Raw genomic sequence first — 17151 nt, forward strand, 5'->3', positions numbered from 1 at the left:
GACTGAATATCATTAAAACGCTGGGGTGTATGACGGCGGTGACGTTCTTCACTATCTACAATACCTGGGATCGCTACGACTATGACTATCACTGGATCCTCGGGTTTTTGACCTTTATTTCGACCATCGCCACGCCGCTTTTCTTTGTGGTTGCGGGCTATCTTGACGGGCAATCCCGGCACGGCACCCGCTGGCAGCTGGATAAAATCAAAAGTCTGGTCACGGTGTTTCTATTCTGGGTAACCCTTTATTACCTGTGGGAACCCTATCAGCGCGGGTATTTAATTCAGCCGTGGTTCGTCTTTGCGTTCATTGTCATCTATACCTTCCACCCGGTGATAGAGTGGTTAAGCCAGCGTCGGACGCTTTTTTGCACCCTTATCGCGGGCCTGCTGGTCTTTTCCTACGGGTACGATTTACTGTCAGTGCTGTACCCACAAATCCATGTCTTCTCGCTCTCTCCCCAGTATCGCCTGTGGACGTGGCTGCTCTTTTATCTGACGGGGCAACTGTTTTGCGATCCGCAGATCGCCGCGTGGATCGCCCGCCGAAACGTGGTCAGAGCAGCGCTTGTGGCGATCCCGTTTATTTACCTGTTCACCTGGTTTTATGAGCGGCACTTCTTTTTTGCGCTGTTCAAAGCGGACAGAAACGCTTTTATTCTGACCGGCTCGCAGATCTATATCCTGATTGTCGCGCTGGTGATTGCGGCTAACGGCGTGCGTTTTCGTCGCAACGTCGAATTTAAAGAGGCTATTCTCGCCGCGATCAGCAAAACGATGACCGGGGTGTATATTCTGCACTATTCCGTTTTTCATCTGCTCACGGCGCTGATACCTGTGACGTCGCTCAGCACAAAACTGATGCTGATAGTGCTGACCTTTATCACCTCCGTGCTCTTTTCCCTGCTAGTTCTGGCGAACCCGGTGGCGAAAAAGGTCATTACGCTTTAGAAGCCCAGGCGCAGCCAGGCGAACAGCACGTTACCGTTATTGTAGGTGCCGGGAATGTAGGTGAACTGGACGGTGGCGCGCTTATAGCCCGCCGAGAATAGCGGGAAGATAAACGGCAGCGGCACGTAGTTGGCAAAATCGTCTCGCGCGGTGATCCCTGCTGCCGCCCCCAGACCCAGGCGAAAATCTTTGGCGTTATCGAGATACCAACCCTTCTCCCAGCCATAGCCCATCGCGGGTTGCCACTCGTTATGGGAATCTTTAAACATCATGGCGAAGAGCGCGCTCCAGTTGCCCTCCTCGTTATAGCGGGAAATACCCAGTCCGCCGCCCCACGGCATTTCGTTATAGTTATCGGTTTTTTCCTTGTCGTACATAAAGCGGGCGTGCCAACTCAGAAACGGCAGATAGAGATCGTAGCGTTCTGGCTGTTCCCACGTTTGAGAAATATCGTCCGTCACGGCATCCCACCAGCGGCTGATGCGTTGTTCACCGTACACGGTGGGTTCAGCACGAAGGGGAAATGCGATTAAAAACAGGGCCATCCAGAGTGCCGGAAAAAGGCGTTGCATAGTAAATTCCTCAGCATCATTCACGCAGGGTTAGTAATACTGTAATCCATCCATTCCTAACCGCAGCCAAACGCGCGGATTTATGTTGCACCCGGTGAGATGAAATTTGCTTATTCAGAGCCTTCCGGAAAGATAAAAACGTTTTCTCCGCTTTCATGTCGCGGTAGTCTCATACGTTCCGTCACAGGACGGACGCAATGTGAGTGACCTTTTCTTATACCAATAATTAAAAATCAGTACAGACAGGACAACTATGGACTCCACCCTCATCTCCGATCGTCCCGACGAGGAGACCCCTTCGCTTAACCGCGCCCGCCGCGCCGCTCTGGGCAGCTTTGCCGGGGCCGTCGTCGACTGGTATGACTTTCTGCTTTATGGCATCACCGCCGCGCTGGTGTTTAACCGCGAGTTCTTCCCCCAGATAAGCCCGGCGATGGGCACGCTCGCCGCCTTTGCAACCTTTGGTGTCGGCTTCCTGTTTCGCCCGCTCGGCGGCGTGATCTTCGGCCACTTTGGCGACCGTCTGGGGCGCAAACGCATGCTGATGCTGACCGTGTGGATGATGGGCATTGCCACGGCGCTGATTGGGATTTTGCCGTCGTTTGCCACCATCGGCTGGTGGGCGCCCGTCCTGCTGGTGACGCTTCGCGCGGTGCAGGGCTTTGCCGTCGGCGGCGAATGGGGCGGCGCGGCGCTGCTCTCCGTTGAAAGCGCGCCGAAAAACCGCAAAGCCTTTTACAGCAGCGGCGTACAGGTGGGGTATGGCGTCGGCCTGCTGCTTTCCACCGGGCTGGTGTCGCTGATTAGCCAGCTCACCACCGACGAGCAGTTCCTGAGCTGGGGCTGGCGCATTCCGTTCATCTTCAGCATTGTGCTGGTGATTGCCGCCCTGTGGGTTCGAAACGGCATGGAGGAATCCGCCGAGTTTGAACAACAGCGGCGCGAAAAGCCGGAGGCAAAAAAACGGCTGCCGGTGATGGAGGCGCTGATCCAGCATCCGGGGGCGTTTTTGAAGATCATCGCCCTGCGGCTGTGCGAGCTACTGACGATGTATATCGTGACCGCCTTCGCCCTGAACTATTCGACGCAAAACCTCGGCCTGCCGCGCGAGCTGTTTCTGAATATCGGCCTGCTGGTTGGCGGCATAAGCTGTCTGACTATCCCCTGCTTTGCCTGGCTGGCAGACAGGTTTGGGCGCCGACGGGTCTACATCACCGGTGCGCTGGTTGGCACCCTTAGCGCCTGGCCGTTCTTTATGGCCCTGGAGGCGCAATCCGTCTTCTGGATCGTCTTCTTCGCCATCATGCTGGCAAACATTGCTCACGACATGGTGGTGTGCGTCCAGCAACCGATGTTTACCGAACTGTTCGGCGCGAGCTATCGCTACAGCGGCGCTGGCGTGGGGTATCAGGTGGCGAGCGTGGTGGGCGGCGGATTCACGCCGTTTATAGCCGCCGCGCTGGTGACCTTCTCCGGCGGCAACTGGCACAGCGTGGCGCTCTATCTGCTGGCAGGCTGCTTGCTCTCGGCCCTCACCGCACTGCTGATGAAAGAGCCGAAGCCGCATTAATCGGCAGCGTTTGTCCTAAACTGCATGGCTGTCTTTTGTTTCACAATCGTGTGACATACTATCGGTGAATGCCGCACACCTGTGGAACAAGGAGACAGACATGCATAATAAGGGCTCCAGCCTGACCCCGGCTCAGGCGCTGGACACACTCGACGCGCTGTACGAGCAATCCGTTAACGCGCTGCGCAGCGCCATCAGCGACTATATTGAAAGCGGCAAACTGCCCGACGAAAAGGCCAGAAGTGAGGGCCTTTTTGTTTATCCATCGATCTCCGTGACCTGGGACGGTAGCGCCAGCTCCAACCCGAAAACCCGCGCTTACGCCCGCTTTACCCACGCCGGTTGTTACAGCACAACCGTCACCCGCCCGGGGCTGTTTCGCCCCTACCTGGAAGAACAGCTTACGCTGCTGTATCAGGATTACGGCGCACACATTTCGGTGGAACCGTCGCGGCATGAGATCCCCTATCCGTACGTGATCGACGGCTCCGAGCTGACGCTTGACCGATCCATGAGTGCGGGGCTGACGCGCCACTTCCCGACGACTGAGCTATCTCAGATTGGCGACGAGACGGCTGACGGGATCTATCACCCCGCCGAGTTTTCCCCGCTGTCGCATTTCGATGCCCGCCGCGTCGATTTCTCGCTGGCGCGCCTGCGTCACTACACCGGCACGCCCGCAGAGCATTTCCAGCCTTTCGTGCTGTTCACCAACTACACCCGCTACGTTGACGAGTTTGTCCGCTGGGGCTGTAGCCAGATCCTCGACCCCGACAGCCCGTACATCGCCCTCTCCTGCGCGGGCGGTATCTGGATCACCGCCGAAACCGAAGCGCCGGAGCAGGCCATTTCAGACCTGGCGTGGAAAAAGCACCAGATGCCCGCCTGGCACCTGATCACGGCTGACGGCCAGGGCATTACGCTGATTAACATTGGCGTGGGGCCGTCCAACGCGAAAACGATCTGCGATCACCTGGCGGTGCTTCGCCCGGACGTCTGGCTGATGATCGGCCACTGCGGCGGCCTGCGTGAAAGCCAGCTGATTGGGGACTACGTGCTCGCCCATGCGTATCTGCGTGACGACCACGTGCTTGACGCGGTGCTGCCGCCGGATATCCCGATCCCGAGCATTGCCGAGGTTCAGCGCGCGCTATACGACGCGACCAAAGAGGTGAGCGGCATGCCGGGCGAAGAGGTGAAGCAGCGCCTGCGCACCGGGACGGTGGTCACCACCGACGATCGCAACTGGGAGCTGCGCTACTCCGCCTCTGCGCTGCGTTTTAACCTGAGCCGTGCGGTCGCCATCGATATGGAGAGCGCCACCATTGCCGCGCAGGGATACCGCTTCCGCGTGCCTTACGGCACGCTGCTGTGCGTCTCGGATAAACCCCTGCACGGTGAAATCAAGCTCCCGGGCCAGGCCAACCGTTTTTACGAAGGGGCGATTTCGGAGCATTTGCAAATCGGCATCCGTGCTATCGATTTGCTGCGTGCGGAAGGCGATAAGCTGCACTCCCGTAAGCTGCGCACTTTCAACGAACCGCCGTTCCGCTAAGAACGTTAAGGAAAAACCATGCACACACCCTCTCCGCTCTCTGCCCTGCGGCAGTGGCTACAGGAAAACCATCTCGACGGGATGATCGTCCCGCGCGCCGATGCCTGGCAAAGCGAATATTGCGCGCCCTACGATGAAAAGCTGGCCTGGCTGACGGGCTTCGACGGCTCCGCCGGGCTGGCGCTGGTGATGAAAGACAGAGCGCTGCTGTTCGTTGATGGCCGTTATCAGGTGCAGGCGCGCGTTCAGGTCAATATGGATGAGGTGGAGATCCACCACCTGCACAACGAACCGCTGGCCGGGTGGCTGGCGGAAAACGTGGCTGCGGGCACGCGCATCGGGTTTGAGGCGATGCTGATGACCCACGCAGACATTACTCAACTGTCGGCCACCGCGTGTGAGCTGGTGCCGCTGAGCGGCTCGCCGTTCGATACGCTCTGGACCGACCGCCCTGCCGCCCCCGCAGGGCCGATCCGCGAGATGCCGCTGGCGGTCAGCGGCGAAAGCAGCGCCGACAAGCGCCAGCGCGTCACGGCTGTTCTTGCCGACAACGAGGCCGATTATCTGGCGGTGACCTTGCCGGATAACATCGCCTGGCTGCTGAACGTCCGCGGTTCCGACATTCCGACCAGCCCGGTTCCGCTGTCGTTTGCCCTGCTGAGCCGTGACGGCTCGGTTGAGTGGTTTGTCGATGACGTTAAGCTCAGCGGATTACCGGCCCCGGTACGTGACGCGTTTAGCGTTTCACCGCAGGATACCTTTATCGATCGCTGCCAGCAGCTCGCCCAGGGCAAGCGGGTGATCGTCGACCCTGACACCGCTCCGGTCGCCCTGCGTTACGCCATCGAGCCGCAGGGAGAGATTATCTGGCTGACCGATCCTATCACCCTGATGAAAGCCCATAAAAACCCGGTTGAGCTGGCGGGATATCGGGAGTGCCATCATCAGGACGGTGCGGCGTGGGTGAACTTCCTGGCCTGGCTGAGCCGCGAAGTGCCTGAGCGCGCCGCGTGCGGCCAACCGCTGACAGAGCTGGAGGTTCAGGCAAAGCAACTCGCTTTTCGCAAGCAGCAGCCGGGGTTTGTTGAGCCGAGCTTTGCGACGATCTCAGCCTCCGCCAGCAACGCGGCGATGTGCCATTACCACGCGAGCGAAGCCAGCAACAAACCGATTGGCCATAACCATTTTTATCTGAATGATTCCGGCGGTCAGTACCACAACGGCACTACAGACGCCACGCGCACCCTGGCATGGGGCAAAGTGGAGCCGCAACAGCGCCTGCACTATACCGCCGTACTCAGAGGCTTTTTATCGCTGATGACGCTGCAATTCCCATCCGGCAGCCACGGGCACCAGCTGGATGCATTTGCGCGCCGTCCGCTGTGGGAAATGGGGCTGGATTACGATCACGGGACCGGGCACGGCGTGGGGCACCAGTTGTTGATCCACGAAAACCCGCACCGTATCGCGAAAAAGGTCAATCCGTGGCCGCTGGTGGCGGGCAACATTATGACCATTGAGCCGGGGTACTATCTGGCTGAAAGCCATGGGATACGCATTGAGAATCAGGTGGAAATCACAGAAAGCCGTCCGGGTTTCTGTCAATTTGCCTCGCTGACGCTGATCCCGATTGACCTGAGCCAGGTTGAGCTGCAGTTGTTAACCGAGCAGGAGAAAGAGTGGCTGGATGAGTATCACCAGCAGGTTCGGGAGGCGCTTTCCCCGCTCGTGGAGAGTGATGCACGACCGTGGCTGTTTGAAGCAACAGCACCGATTCGGGTGAACCGCTAGCGCGGTTTGTTGCCCGGTGGCGCGACGCTTACCCGACGATGTCACCGAGCGCAGAAAAGCAAAAAGCCTGCTTTAAAAGCAGGCTTTTTAAATTTGGCTCCTCTGACTGGACTCGAACCAGTGACATACGGATTAACAGTCCGCCGTTCTACCGACTGAACTACAGAGGAATCGTGTGAACGGGGCGCATATTATCGATGCTCCCCGATGATGTCAAAGGCAGAATGCAGATTTCCGATCGTTTGCCGATTTATTCTCCACTTCGTGCATTTGTCAGACGTTCTTCAGGCTCTGAGAGAGCACGCTCTGCTTTTTTGCGCGGGTATTTCCACAACCAGCGCCCGCTTACCATCCGCCAGTAAAACAGCGCGCCGCGCACCGCCCAGTCGAGGAACATCCCCAGCCAGACGCCGACCACGCCCATGCCGAGCACAATCCCGAGCGTGTAACCCGCCACCACGCGACAGCCCCACATCCCGAGCATCGAGACCCACATCGCAAAGCGGGCATCGCGTGCGCCTTTCAGCCCGGCGGGCAGCACCCAGGATGCCGCCCAGATCGGCATAAACGCGGCGTTGAGCCAAATCAGGATCTTCACGACCTCTTTGACATCATTTTCATGGGTGTAAAACGAGGCCATTAATCCGGCGAAAGGCGCGGTTCCCCAGGCTATCGCCGTCAGGCCGATGGTAGAGAGCCAAAAAACGTGTCGAAGCTGCCGTTCCGCCTGTGCAATTTGCCCTTTTCCGAGCCGTTTCCCGGTAATGATGGTCGACGCGGAGCCCAGGGCGTTACCCGGCAGGTTAATGAGCGAGGCGATGGAGAACGCGATAAAGTTACCGGCAATCACATCGGTGCCCATGCCCGCAACAAACATCTGGGTCAGCAACTTACCGCCGTTGAACAGCACCGACTCGATGCTGGCCGGGATCCCAATCCCCATCACTTCCCAGATAATGGCGAAATTGAGCGGACGAAAATAGCTTTTGAGCGTCAGGCGCAGCGACGGCGTAATGCCGGTCATCAACACGCCAACGATCGCCGCCGCGCCGATATAGCGTGAAATCGTCAGCCCCAGTCCGGCACCGACGAAGCCCAGCCCGTCCCAGGAGAAAATTCCGTAGATAAGTACGCTACTGATGATGATATTCAGGATGTTCATCCCGCCGTTGATCAGCAGCGGAATTTTGGTGTTGCCCGCCCCGCGCAGCGCACCGCTGCCGATCAAGGCGATTGCGGCAGCCGGGTAGCTTAAGACCGTCATTTCCAGATAGGTGAGCGCGAGCTCCTTAACCTCGTTTGTCGCCTCGCCTGCGACGATATCGATAATTTCCTTGCCGTAATAGTGGATCACCGCCGCCAGAATTATCGAAAACAGGGTCATGATCATCAGCGACTGCCGGGCCGCCTCGCGGGCGCGCTTCGGATCGAGCTTGCCGAGGCTGAAGGCCACGACAACCGTGGTACCCAGGTCGATAGCGGCAAAAAAGGACATCACCACCATATTAAAGCTGTCTGCCAGGCCGACCCCTGCCATCGCCTCTTTGCCTAACCAGCTCACCAGGAAGGTGCTCAGCACGCCCATCAGCAGAACGCAGGTATTTTCCAGGAAAATGGGAACGGCAAGGGGGGTGATTTCTCGCCAGAACAGAACACGATAACTTTTACGTTTTGCATACCATGGCGTACGCATGATCGCCTGGCGTAGGGGGGCGGTGACGTTCAAAATGGACCTTAGCGAGAAAGTTGAAACTCCATTTCAAATGATGAGGCAGAAAAGGCTATCCTGCAAAGTATTTTCCATAAAAAATTTGTTTGAATTTACAACTAACTGACGACAGAATCAGCAATCAACCGCGGTTTGCAAAGAACAGGTTTGACAAAAGTTTTTTCGCCGTTAATATGTGCCTCCACAACGATTCCTCTGTAGTTCAGTCGGTAGAACGGCGGACTGTTAATCCGTATGTCACTGGTTCGAGTCCAGTCAGAGGAGCCACATTCTGAAAAGCCTGCTTTTAAAGCAGGCTTTTTGCTTTTCTGCGTTCGGTTACATTGTCGGGTAAGCGCCGTGCCACCGGGCATCACCCCATGCACAGGGGAAATAAAAAAGGCCCTCTGTCACCAGAGAGCCTTTTTAACACCTGTCAGGGATTACTCGCTTTTAACTTCAGGGTTTTTCATTTCACCCATCGCTTTCAGCTTTTTAGAGATCTCACGACGTTCTTTTGAGATCTCAGCGTTTTTGATGATGTAGTCATCAACACGGTCTTCGTAATCGCTTTTCATGCTGGCGATGATGCCCTGAATGGCTTCCACGCTCATGCCTGGCTTGATGTAGTCGCTCAGGTTGTCCAGCAGCAGTACGCGTTTTTGGTTGTCACGGATCTTCTTCTCAACGTCCTGGATTTCACGCTGCAGTTTGTTTTTGCGGCGGAACAGGCGGACGAATTCCAGAACATCCTGGAACGAAGGCTTGGTAGTTTCCATTTTTACACCCCTGATAATGTGAGAGTCGGATTCGTTAATGCCACCGTTGTAACAGACAGCGACGGCGAATGACAATGAGTATATCGTTTAAGACTATCATAACCCCAATTGATGCTGAATCGAAGCAGCAGGCATCACATATGGCGATGGCTGCTTTTTATTTGCGCAGTGCCCGGCAGATAAGATGCGAGAGCAACTCCAGCTGCCGCGCCAGTTCCATGCTGAGCCAGACATAGCCATGAATCGGCGTTTCTGCCACGTTGTCCCCCTGCCGCTCGTTCATCAGCACCTTCAGCTCGGCCACGATCTCATTCAGACGCTCGCTGTTCGCCAGAATCGGCTGCGGATTCCCTTCGTAAAGCGCATGAGCGATGGTGAGCAGCGTTTGCTGGGTCATCTGCTGCGTCTCTCTCAGTGTGTGTGCGTTGAGCATCAGCAGATGGCTGGGACGCGACGCCCAGTGGGCATTGATTTGCAGTTCGAGCATGCACACCAGGTTGCGGCTCACCGTCTGGATGGCTTCGAAAATGGCTTTCTGAATATGGGTTTCTTTGCTGGCAGGCGTAATCAGGCCGCGCATCTTAACCACGTCATTCAGGATTTTTTGCAGATGTTTTTCCAGACGCGGACGCTCGACCAGGTTGGGGGAAAACCCCGCCTGATAAACCCGGTTGAACGCGGTAACGTAGTTGGCCATCTGGATACGCCAGTGAAGAAAGGCGCGCTGCGGCCAGATACCGGTAAACAGCATAGCCAGAAGTGACCCGAGGATGACATCTCCGCTTCGCCACAGTGCGGTCGTCATGTCACCTGCCGGCGCACCAACAACCACCGAAAGGGTTATGCCAATCAGCAGTGCCTGATACGGTTTTTTCCCCAACGCCAGCCAGCCGCAAAGAAACATCGCCGCGGCACACCACAGCAGCATAACGGGGAAGGAGATCAGCTCCAGTTTGAGCGCGATAAGCCCCAGCGCAGAACCAAGAACCGTGCCGCCAATACGTTCAAACGCGCGTGGTACCACGTTCCCCCAGAAGGAGATAGGCCCCATGATAACCACCAGCGTAATCAGCGGCCATGTCCCTTCCGGAACATTCAACAAACGCACCAGCACAAAGGTCAGAATAAACGCCAGCGTGATACGAAGGCCGTGCACCACGCGGTAATGTTTGTACAAGCGAATTTCAAAAGGCGTTAATGATTTGTCGGGACGCACACCCGCTCTCCAGCTAAACGGCAAACCGCGATTGTACTGTGTTTTCAGCCGGGCGAAACGCCCTGGCTGAAAAAACCCTGCGTTTACTGGGTCAACCCGCCTTGTGCTCTACTGGGACATACATTTCGATGTCCCAGTAGCCATCCGCGTTGCCATCGTTCAGGTAACGTTCAAAACAGGGTTTGGGTGCAATTTGGTAGTGACGATCCTGCAAAAGAGAATTGAAGAACTGGTACCAGGGCGTCGCGAAATCATGCTCCTCAACGCGGGCGCTTGCCACCGCGTAGTCCCCGGCGGCGATTTCGGTCAGCATCACCCCTTCACTGTTGTCAGGAATGACGAACGCCTCCGGCACCGTAACGGCCGTGTCGCATCGCAGTTTTTCCGCCGGGACTTCGTCCGGATTGTCATAGTACACGGCCACCCACTCGAGCGGCTGGATTTGACGCCCCTCGACCCACATGCCTAACTGCTCAAAGCCCTGCTTAACGGTTTTCTCCCATGGCCCCACCAAGTGAAAGCCCGCGATTTTACGTTTCTGCTGCTGCGTGATGCTGTAGTCCATGCCGCCTCCGGTTTCACTGTATATTCATACACTGTAAAGCAAATGGCCTGTTCTCGACAAATGCGGAGTGTTTATTATGCGAGCAGACTCGCAACCCTGCCAGTCTGCTCGGGGGACGTGCGGTGTGGGGTTAAAGCGTGTGGTGCAGGTAATCCCCTAAACGGGAGAAGAATCCGCCTTTATTCACCGGCTCCAGCGTCACTAATGGCCAGTGGGCCACCACTTTGTCACGATCGTACAGCTGGATCTCCCCTACCCGCTGATGGGCCGCGAGCGGAGCCTCCAGCTCTTTTTTGTCCAGGACGTATTTGGCCTTGATGTTAGGCACTTCCGTCTTCGGCAGGGCCAGCCAGAAATCCTGATCCGTTCCCAGCTCCACCTGCTCTTTATCTCCGTACCAGATGCGCTCGGTCCCGACTTTTTTTCCGTTATGCAGGATCTGCACCGTGTCGAAATTTTGCTGGCCCCAGTGCAGCAATTTGCGCGCCTGATCTTCACGCCCTTTTGGGCTGTCGGCCCCCATGACGACCGCAATAAGACGGCGTTGACCGTCCACCGCCGAGGCGATCAGGTTAAAGCCTGCTCCGGACGTATGCCCTGTTTTCAGGCCGTCGACGTTCATGGTTTTATCCCACAGCAGGCCGTTACGATTCTGCTGGGTAATGCCATTCCAGGTCAGGCTCTTTTCGCTGTACATATGGTAGAACTCAGGCTCGCCGTGAATGATGGCCCGGGAAAGCACGGCAAGGTCGTACGCTGAGCTGTGCTGGCCGGGGGCATCCAGCCCATGCACCGTTTCGAAGTGAGTATCGCGCAGGTTTAGCTTTTGCACGTAGTCGTTCATCATGTTCACGAACTGCGGCTGACCGCCCGCGACGTGATCTGCCAGCGCGACGCAGGCGTCGTTACCGGAATCCACGATCAGCCCGCGGCTTAAGTCACGCACCGAGACGCGATCACCCGCTTTCAGGAACATCAGCGAGGAGCCGTCAAACACCGGGTTACCCTTCGCCCACGCGTCACGGCCCACGGTAACGATGTCATCAGGCGTAATGCGATGGCTATCAATGGCGCGATCGACGACATACCCCGTCATCAGCTTGGTCAGGCTCGCCGGGTTGCGCTGCTGGTGTTCATTGCCTGCCGTTAAAATCTGACCCGTGGTGTAATCCATCAATACCCAGGACCCGGCCTGAATGGCGGGAGGCTGCGGCGAAAAATCCAGCGGATCGGCAGCCAGCGCAGATGAAATGCTCGAAGCGAGCAAAGAAACAGCAATAAACAGACGGCGTTTCAACGGTATATCCTCAGGTCATTAAAAATCGTTGACCTTTTTACGGGAGTTCTGATGTCGTTACTTGCCTTAATTGCAAAAAAATGTGACAGAGAGCATATTTTTCCTCAGGCCCGCTCGCAAATTTCATCCCTGACGGCGCTTTTTATTCGGCCTCTCCCCTGCGATCGTTTACCATAGAGACGTCAATTTTTAACAGGATGGTATCACTGGTGTCTGACTCTGACGCGCGCCCAACTTTTTTATTCCACGATTACGAAACCTTCGGCACGCACCCGGCGCTTGACCGCCCGGCGCAGTTCGCCGCCATCCGCACCGATGAGGATTTCAACATCATCGGCGAGCCGGAGGTTTTTTATTGCAAGCCCGCCGATGACTACCTGCCACAGCCTGGCGCGGTGATGGTGACCGGCATTACGCCCCAGGAAGCGCGGGAGAAAGGAGTTAACGAGGCCGAATTTGCTCGCCGTATTCACGCCCTTTTCACCGTTCCGAATACCTGCGTGGTGGGCTATAACAACATCCGTTTCGATGACGAAGTGACGCGCAATATCTTCTATCGCAACTTCTACGATCCCTACGCCTGGAGCTGGCAGAATCGCAACTCGCGCTGGGATTTACTGGATATCATGCGTGCCTGCCATGCGCTGCGCCCCGAGGGGATCACCTGGCCAGAAAATGAAGAAGGATTAACCAGCTTCAGGCTGGAACACCTGACGCGCGCAAACGGCATTGAACACAGCAATGCCCACGACGCCATGGCCGATGTCTATGCCACGATTGCCATGGCTAAGCTGGTAAAAACGGCGCAGCCGCGTCTGTTTGACTATCTGCTGAGCCATCGCAGCAAGCAGAAACTCATCACCTTGATTGATGTGCCGCAGATGAAACCGCTGGTCCACATTTCCGGCATGTTTGGCGCATGGCGGGGGAATACCAGCTGGGTCGCTCCGCTGGCATGGCATCCCGATAACCGAAATGCGGTCATTATGGTCGATCTGGCGGGCGATATTTCTCCGCTGCTGGAACTCGACAGCGATGCATTGCGCGAACGGCTGTATACCCCGAAAGACGCGTTGGGTGACGTGCCCGCCGTTCCGGTGAAACTGGTGCATATTAATAAATGCCCGGTGCTGGCGCAGGCCAATACGCTGCGCCCGGAAGACGCCGACAGGCTGGGCATTAATCGCCAGCACTGCCTGGATAATTTGAAAGTGCTGCGCGATAACCCGCAGGTGCGCGAGAAAGTCGTCGCCATCTTTGCCGAGGCAGAGCCGTTCGTGCCGTCTGAAAACGTGGATGCGCAGCTCTATAACGGCTTCTTCAGCGATGCTGACCGTGCAGCAATGAACATTGTTTTGCAAACCGAGCCGCGTAATCTGCCGGCACTGGATATTACCTTCGCTGACAAGCGCATTGAGAAACTGATGTTTAACTATCGGGCGCGTAATTACCCTGGCACGCTGGATGAGGCAGAGCAGGAACGCTGGTTGCAGCATCGTCGTAATATCTTCACGCCGGAATTCCTGCAACGCTACGCAGAAGAGCTGGAGATGCTGTACAGCCACTATAACGGGGATGCTGAAAAACAGGCGCAGTTGAAAGCGCTGTTTCAGTATGTGCAGGAAATTGTCTGAGGAATTGCAGGCATAAAAAAACCGGAGGCGATGGTCTCCGGTTTTTTTTATGGGTTACGTATCAGGCAACGTCTTCGTACTGAGGTACGGGATTACGGAAGCTTTTGGTTACGCAGGCCAGGTAGATTAAACCAATAGCCGCCCAAATCAGACCCAGAACCATTGAGCTCTCTTCCAGGTTCACCCACAGCGCACCCACGGTCAGCGCGCCGCACATTGGCAGGAACAGGTACTGGAAGTGGTCTTTCAGCGTCTTGTTACGCTTCTCGCGGATCCAGAACTGCGAAATCACGGAGAGGTTTACAAAGGTAAACGCCACCAGTGCCCCGAAGTTGATCAGCGCCGTCGCCATCACCAGGTCGAAGTTAATCGCTAACAGCGCGATAGCCCCAACCAGAATGATGTTCATTGCTGGCGTGCGCCATGTCGGGTGGACATAGCCAAAGAAGCTTTTCGGGAACACGCCGTCACGGCCCATTACGTACATCAGACGCGCAACGCCCGCATGTGCAGCCATGCCCGACGCCAGAACGGTGATGGTAGAGAAGATCAGCGCCCCGACCTGGAATACTTTACCCGCCACGTAGAGCATGATTTCCGGCTGAGACGCATCCGGATCCTTAAAGCGCGAGATATCCGGGAAGTACAGCTGCAGGAAATAGGTGGCGAAGATAAAGATCAGTCCACCGATCAGCGCGGTCAGGAAGATAGCGCGCGGAATAACACGCTCTGCGTCTTTCGTCTCTTCCGACAGGTTGCTGATGCCGTCAAATCCGGTAAAGGAGAAGCACAGGATCGTCGCCCCGGTAATCATCGGTATGACATGCGCATCACCAGACCAGAACGGTTTGCTGCTCGCCAGGGTTCCCGCACCTTCACCGTGGAAGACGCCATAGATCACCATACCGAGAATAACGGCAATCAGCACAATCTGCAGCACCACGATAACAGAGTTAAAGTTGGCAACAGATTTGATGCTACGCAGGTTGAAAGCGGTCATAAAGGCCACCAGCGCAATCACGAATACCCACGAAGGTATCGATGGCACCAGGGCTTCAAAATAAATTTTTGCCAGTAAGATGTTGATCATCGGTGCGAACAGATAGTCGAGCAGCGAAGACCAACCCACCATAAAGCCAACGGTCGGGCTAATGGATTTCTGGGCATAGGTGTAGGCGGAACCGGCAGACGGATAGCGACGCACCAGCTTACCGTAGCTCAGCGCGGTAAACAGGATCGCGATCAGCGCGAAGGCGTAAGCCGTCGGAACGTGACCGTCTGTGAGGCCTGAAACGATACCAAAAGTATCGAACAGCGTCATTGGTTGCATATAGGCAAGGCCCATCATAACAACCGGAAATAGCGTAAGCGTCTTACGTAATTCCACGCGAGAGGTGTTTGGAGTTGCATTATGCGACATTGGATGTCTCCTTAACGGTGATACCCGCCGCGTAAGCGAATGATTGCCCCATTTTCTGTATTCCTCAGCGACAACAACTGTCGGATTTTAGTAAATATCTATCCGGTACGAAGCCCGGCCTCTTGGTTTTTAGTTTCGTTTCGTACATGCAAAAAAAAATAACCGACGCCTTTTATATCGTCGATTATTCATTTGTTTGCAGCGGCGGCATTTTGCCCTAATCATGAGGCAAAAGGCAATAGATTGAGAAACCCATCAATAAAATAATTTCACTAACTGCTTGAATTACCTTACTCAGGCTGAGTGTAAACGGCAGCAATAGCACTATTTGCTAAAATTTCATCCCGCCACCAGGCGCTCGCCAGCCCGGCGGTTTGTTCATTCCAGCCAACCCACACCGACTCATTACTGTTTTGGGCGATAACCTGTTTCTCGACCAGCGCCCCGCTTTCGATAAACCGCTGCGCGAGATAGCGCGGGAGGTATCCGCAACCCAGGCCGCTAATTTGCAGCTCGAGCTTGGTTTTAAAATCAAATACGGTGATCGCCTCCTGCTCGTCCAGTAGCTGCGACGATATAGCGCACTCTGCACGGGAGCTGTCCCCAACCACGATAGCGCGGAATCCTTTAATCACCCGCCGGTTGATGGGGTCAGGTTCGTTCGCCAGCGGGTGATGCGGTGCGACGACAAACACCTGGTCGAGCACGCCCAGACGGGCAAAACCGAAATCGCTGAGCTGGGGAGGTTCATGCAGCGCTCCGACGATGATATCCGCCCTGCCCTGGGTTAACGCATCCCAGGAGCCGCCCAGCACGCCGTTTATAAATACCAGCCGCGTCACGCTATGGCGTTCATAGAACGCTTCGATAAGCGGGGTCAAAAGAGAAAACGGAAAGGTATCATCAACGCCAATGACCAGCTCATTTTCCCAGCCCTGATGCAGTTTAATCGCCTGCTTTTCAAGCTCGCGAACGGTATGGAGCACGTCGCGCCCCTTCTCCAGCAGCATTTGCCCCGTACGGGTAAAACGCGCACGGTGACCGGAGCGGTCGAGAATCTGAATATTAAGATCGCTCTCCAGCTTGTGAACGGTGTAGCTCAGCGCAGAAGGCGTTTTAAAGAGCTTCGCTGACGCCGCAGCGAAGCTCCCCTCTTTTTCCAGCGCGTCCAGAATAATGAGAACATCCAGCAGCGGTTTCATGTTCGCCCCCTTGCGGTGTGCGAGTAACCCCGCTGATGGCATTACTCCATGGGCATAACCATCGGGTCGGGGTACTGATACTCAAACCCCAGTTCATGGCAGATACGGTTGCCATCAATGATTTTGCCTTTTCCTTCCCCTCCTTCACTGCTGAAGACCGGGGGCGCCAGGCCAAGCTGGCGAGCCATGAGCGGATAAAATGTCTGACGCGCCGGATGAGAAGGCGCACATATATTATAGATGTGACCGCCTTTTGGAGCCTGTAACAACAGTTCGATTGCGCCAATAACGTCATCAAGATGCACCAGATTGACGCCCTGCAGCCCGTCCGGAGCTGATTTTCCGGCAAAGAAACGGCCCGGGTGACGTCCCGGCCCCACCAGCCCGGCAAGGCGCAAAATATCGACCTGGGTGCCCGGCAGGTTATGCAGCCAGTCTTCCAGCTCCTTCAGCACCTGACCACTGGCAGTGACAGGATGACGTTCTGTGGTCTCCTTCGCCGTCCCGTCGATGTTCCCGTAAACGGAGGTCGAGCTGGTAAACAGAATGCGCGGAATATGATGCGCGAGCGCGCTATCGACAATCTCCTGTACCGCCTGGCGGTAAAAGGTCTCTCCAGGCCCACTGCGGCGCGCCGGTAAGGTGATCACCAGCGCGTCGACGTTCATCAGGGCGTCCAGGTCATCGGTATCACAGATCAAGTCCGGTTCAAGGCGCAGCTCGACGCCCTCTATCCCGCACATTCTGGCAGCCTCCACCCCGTCCAGAGTGGTTTTACTGCCGGTCACCTGCCAGCCTTTCGCGGCTAATGACATCGCCAGCGGCATTCCCAACCACCCTAAACCGACAATTGCGACCTTTTTCATGTCCATTCTCCAGGCTTACTCAC

The 17151-nt window shown here is 56.1% G+C and carries 14 protein-coding genes, 2 tRNA genes and 1 pseudogene; 6 read left to right on the forward strand and 11 right to left on the reverse strand.

The window, feature by feature from the left end:
• The first annotated feature begins 29 nt into the window (after positions 1-29).
• Positions 30-953, forward strand: coding sequence for an acyltransferase (locus FFS28_RS08530; RefSeq protein WP_171007400.1), 924 nt, complete (start codon positions 30-32; stop codon positions 951-953).
• On the opposite strand, the gene pagP is transcribed toward FFS28_RS08530, so the two are convergent.
• Entirely contained in the window at positions 950-1525 is a 576-nt protein-coding gene (pagP, locus tag FFS28_RS08535; RefSeq protein WP_137849302.1) for a lipid IV(A) palmitoyltransferase PagP, read from the reverse strand. The genes FFS28_RS08530 and pagP overlap by 4 nt on opposite strands.
• Positions 1526-1778: 253 nt before the next feature.
• Between pagP and shiA the strand changes: the two genes are divergently transcribed.
• The 3 genes from shiA to FFS28_RS08550 all read left to right on the forward strand — a co-directional run bounded on the left by shiA (position 1779) and on the right by FFS28_RS08550 (position 6441).
• On the forward strand, positions 1779-3095 hold the full coding sequence (shiA, locus tag FFS28_RS08540) for a shikimate transporter (protein WP_101737364.1): 1317 nt from the start codon (positions 1779-1781) through the stop codon (positions 3093-3095).
• A gap of 100 nt (positions 3096-3195) precedes the next feature.
• Positions 3196-4650: an AMP nucleosidase gene (locus FFS28_RS08545; RefSeq protein WP_137849303.1), complete on the forward strand. Its 1455-nt coding sequence runs from the start codon at positions 3196-3198 to the stop codon at positions 4648-4650.
• Positions 4651-4668: 18 nt separating this feature from the next.
• Complete coding sequence (locus tag FFS28_RS08550; RefSeq protein ID WP_137849304.1) at positions 4669-6441, forward strand: aminopeptidase P family protein; 1773 nt, start codon at positions 4669-4671, stop codon at positions 6439-6441.
• 94 nt (positions 6442-6535) lie between these two features.
• On the opposite strand, the gene FFS28_RS08555 is transcribed toward FFS28_RS08550, so the two are convergent.
• A tRNA-Asn gene (locus FFS28_RS08555) sits at positions 6536-6611 on the reverse strand.
• An 80-nt stretch (positions 6612-6691) separates the two neighbouring features.
• A pseudogene (emmdR, locus tag FFS28_RS08560) lies at positions 6692-8199 on the reverse strand (multidrug efflux MATE transporter EmmdR).
• A gap of 162 nt (positions 8200-8361) precedes the next feature.
• Here emmdR and FFS28_RS08565 point away from each other — a divergent pair.
• Positions 8362-8437: transfer RNA gene (locus FFS28_RS08565), tRNA-Asn, on the forward strand.
• A 155-nt stretch (positions 8438-8592) separates the two neighbouring features.
• Here the strand turns inward: FFS28_RS08565 and FFS28_RS08570 are convergent.
• From FFS28_RS08570 to dacD, 4 genes are all read right to left on the reverse strand, one after another.
• Positions 8593-8928 (reverse strand): DUF496 family protein, encoded by a 336-nt coding sequence (locus tag FFS28_RS08570; RefSeq protein WP_006176265.1) that lies wholly within the window; start codon positions 8926-8928, stop codon positions 8593-8595.
• A 157-nt stretch (positions 8929-9085) separates the two neighbouring features.
• Entirely contained in the window at positions 9086-10144 is a 1059-nt protein-coding gene (locus FFS28_RS08575; protein WP_137849305.1) for an FUSC family protein, read from the reverse strand.
• A 91-nt stretch (positions 10145-10235) separates the two neighbouring features.
• Positions 10236-10709, reverse strand: a complete 474-nt coding sequence (gene sbmC, locus FFS28_RS08580) for a DNA gyrase inhibitor SbmC (protein ID WP_137849306.1) — start codon at positions 10707-10709, stop codon at positions 10236-10238.
• A 130-nt stretch (positions 10710-10839) separates the two neighbouring features.
• Positions 10840-12006, reverse strand: coding sequence for a serine-type D-Ala-D-Ala carboxypeptidase DacD (gene dacD, locus FFS28_RS08585; RefSeq protein WP_137849307.1), 1167 nt, complete (start codon positions 12004-12006; stop codon positions 10840-10842).
• 197 nt (positions 12007-12203) lie between these two features.
• Here dacD and sbcB point away from each other — a divergent pair, with 197 nt between their 5' ends.
• Positions 12204-13640, forward strand: a complete 1437-nt coding sequence (gene sbcB / locus FFS28_RS08590; RefSeq protein ID WP_502704965.1) for an exodeoxyribonuclease I — start codon at positions 12204-12206, stop codon at positions 13638-13640.
• Between the two features lie 61 nt (positions 13641-13701).
• Here sbcB and plaP read toward each other — a convergent pair whose 3' ends face one another.
• From plaP to FFS28_RS08610, 4 genes are all read right to left on the reverse strand, one after another.
• The gene (plaP, locus tag FFS28_RS08595; protein WP_137849309.1) at positions 13702-15060 is read right to left on the reverse strand and encodes a putrescine/proton symporter PlaP; all 1359 of its coding nucleotides are present in this window, start codon (positions 15058-15060) and stop codon (positions 13702-13704) included.
• Complete coding sequence (gene yoeI, locus FFS28_RS21960) at positions 15050-15112, reverse strand: membrane protein YoeI (RefSeq protein WP_127463541.1); 63 nt, start codon at positions 15110-15112, stop codon at positions 15050-15052. Before yoeI ends, plaP begins: the two co-directional genes overlap by 11 nt.
• A 238-nt stretch (positions 15113-15350) precedes the next feature.
• Positions 15351-16262 (reverse strand): LysR family transcriptional regulator, encoded by a 912-nt coding sequence (locus FFS28_RS08605; RefSeq protein ID WP_058610118.1) that lies wholly within the window; start codon positions 16260-16262, stop codon positions 15351-15353.
• A 41-nt stretch (positions 16263-16303) separates the two neighbouring features.
• A complete protein-coding gene (locus tag FFS28_RS08610) occupies positions 16304-17128 on the reverse strand; it encodes an SDR family oxidoreductase (RefSeq protein ID WP_137849310.1) in 825 nt (274 codons plus the stop codon).
• Positions 17129-17151: the final 23 nt, after the last annotated feature.

It is taken from the genome of Enterobacter sp. 2VL (assembly GCF_005503595.1).
GTDB lineage: Bacteria > Pseudomonadota > Gammaproteobacteria > Enterobacterales > Enterobacteriaceae > Enterobacter > Enterobacter cancerogenus.

Excerpts from the sequence above, each read along its gene's own strand:
- FFS28_RS08530 (WP_171007400.1), top strand. The coding sequence starts at position 30 with ATGACGGCGGTGACGTTCTTCACTATCTACAATACCTGGGATCGCTAC.
- sbcB (WP_502704965.1), top strand. The coding sequence starts at position 12,204 with ATGGTATCACTGGTGTCTGACTCTGACGCGCGCCCAACTTTTTTATTC.
- FFS28_RS08605 (WP_058610118.1), bottom strand. The coding sequence starts at position 16,262 with ATGAAACCGCTGCTGGATGTTCTCATTATTCTGGACGCGCTGGAAAAA.
- FFS28_RS08570 (WP_006176265.1), bottom strand. The coding sequence starts at position 8,928 with ATGGAAACTACCAAGCCTTCGTTCCAGGATGTTCTGGAATTCGTCCGC.
- FFS28_RS08545 (WP_137849303.1), top strand. The coding sequence starts at position 3,196 with ATGCATAATAAGGGCTCCAGCCTGACCCCGGCTCAGGCGCTGGACACA.
- sbmC (WP_137849306.1), bottom strand. The coding sequence starts at position 10,709 with ATGGACTACAGCATCACGCAGCAGCAGAAACGTAAAATCGCGGGCTTT.
- FFS28_RS08610 (WP_137849310.1), bottom strand. The coding sequence starts at position 17,128 with ATGAAAAAGGTCGCAATTGTCGGTTTAGGGTGGTTGGGAATGCCGCTG.
- FFS28_RS08550 (WP_137849304.1), top strand. The coding sequence starts at position 4,669 with ATGCACACACCCTCTCCGCTCTCTGCCCTGCGGCAGTGGCTACAGGAA.
- plaP (WP_137849309.1), bottom strand. The coding sequence starts at position 15,060 with ATGTCGCATAATGCAACTCCAAACACCTCTCGCGTGGAATTACGTAAG.
- pagP (WP_137849302.1), bottom strand. The coding sequence starts at position 1,525 with ATGCAACGCCTTTTTCCGGCACTCTGGATGGCCCTGTTTTTAATCGCA.
- shiA (WP_101737364.1), top strand. The coding sequence starts at position 1,779 with ATGGACTCCACCCTCATCTCCGATCGTCCCGACGAGGAGACCCCTTCG.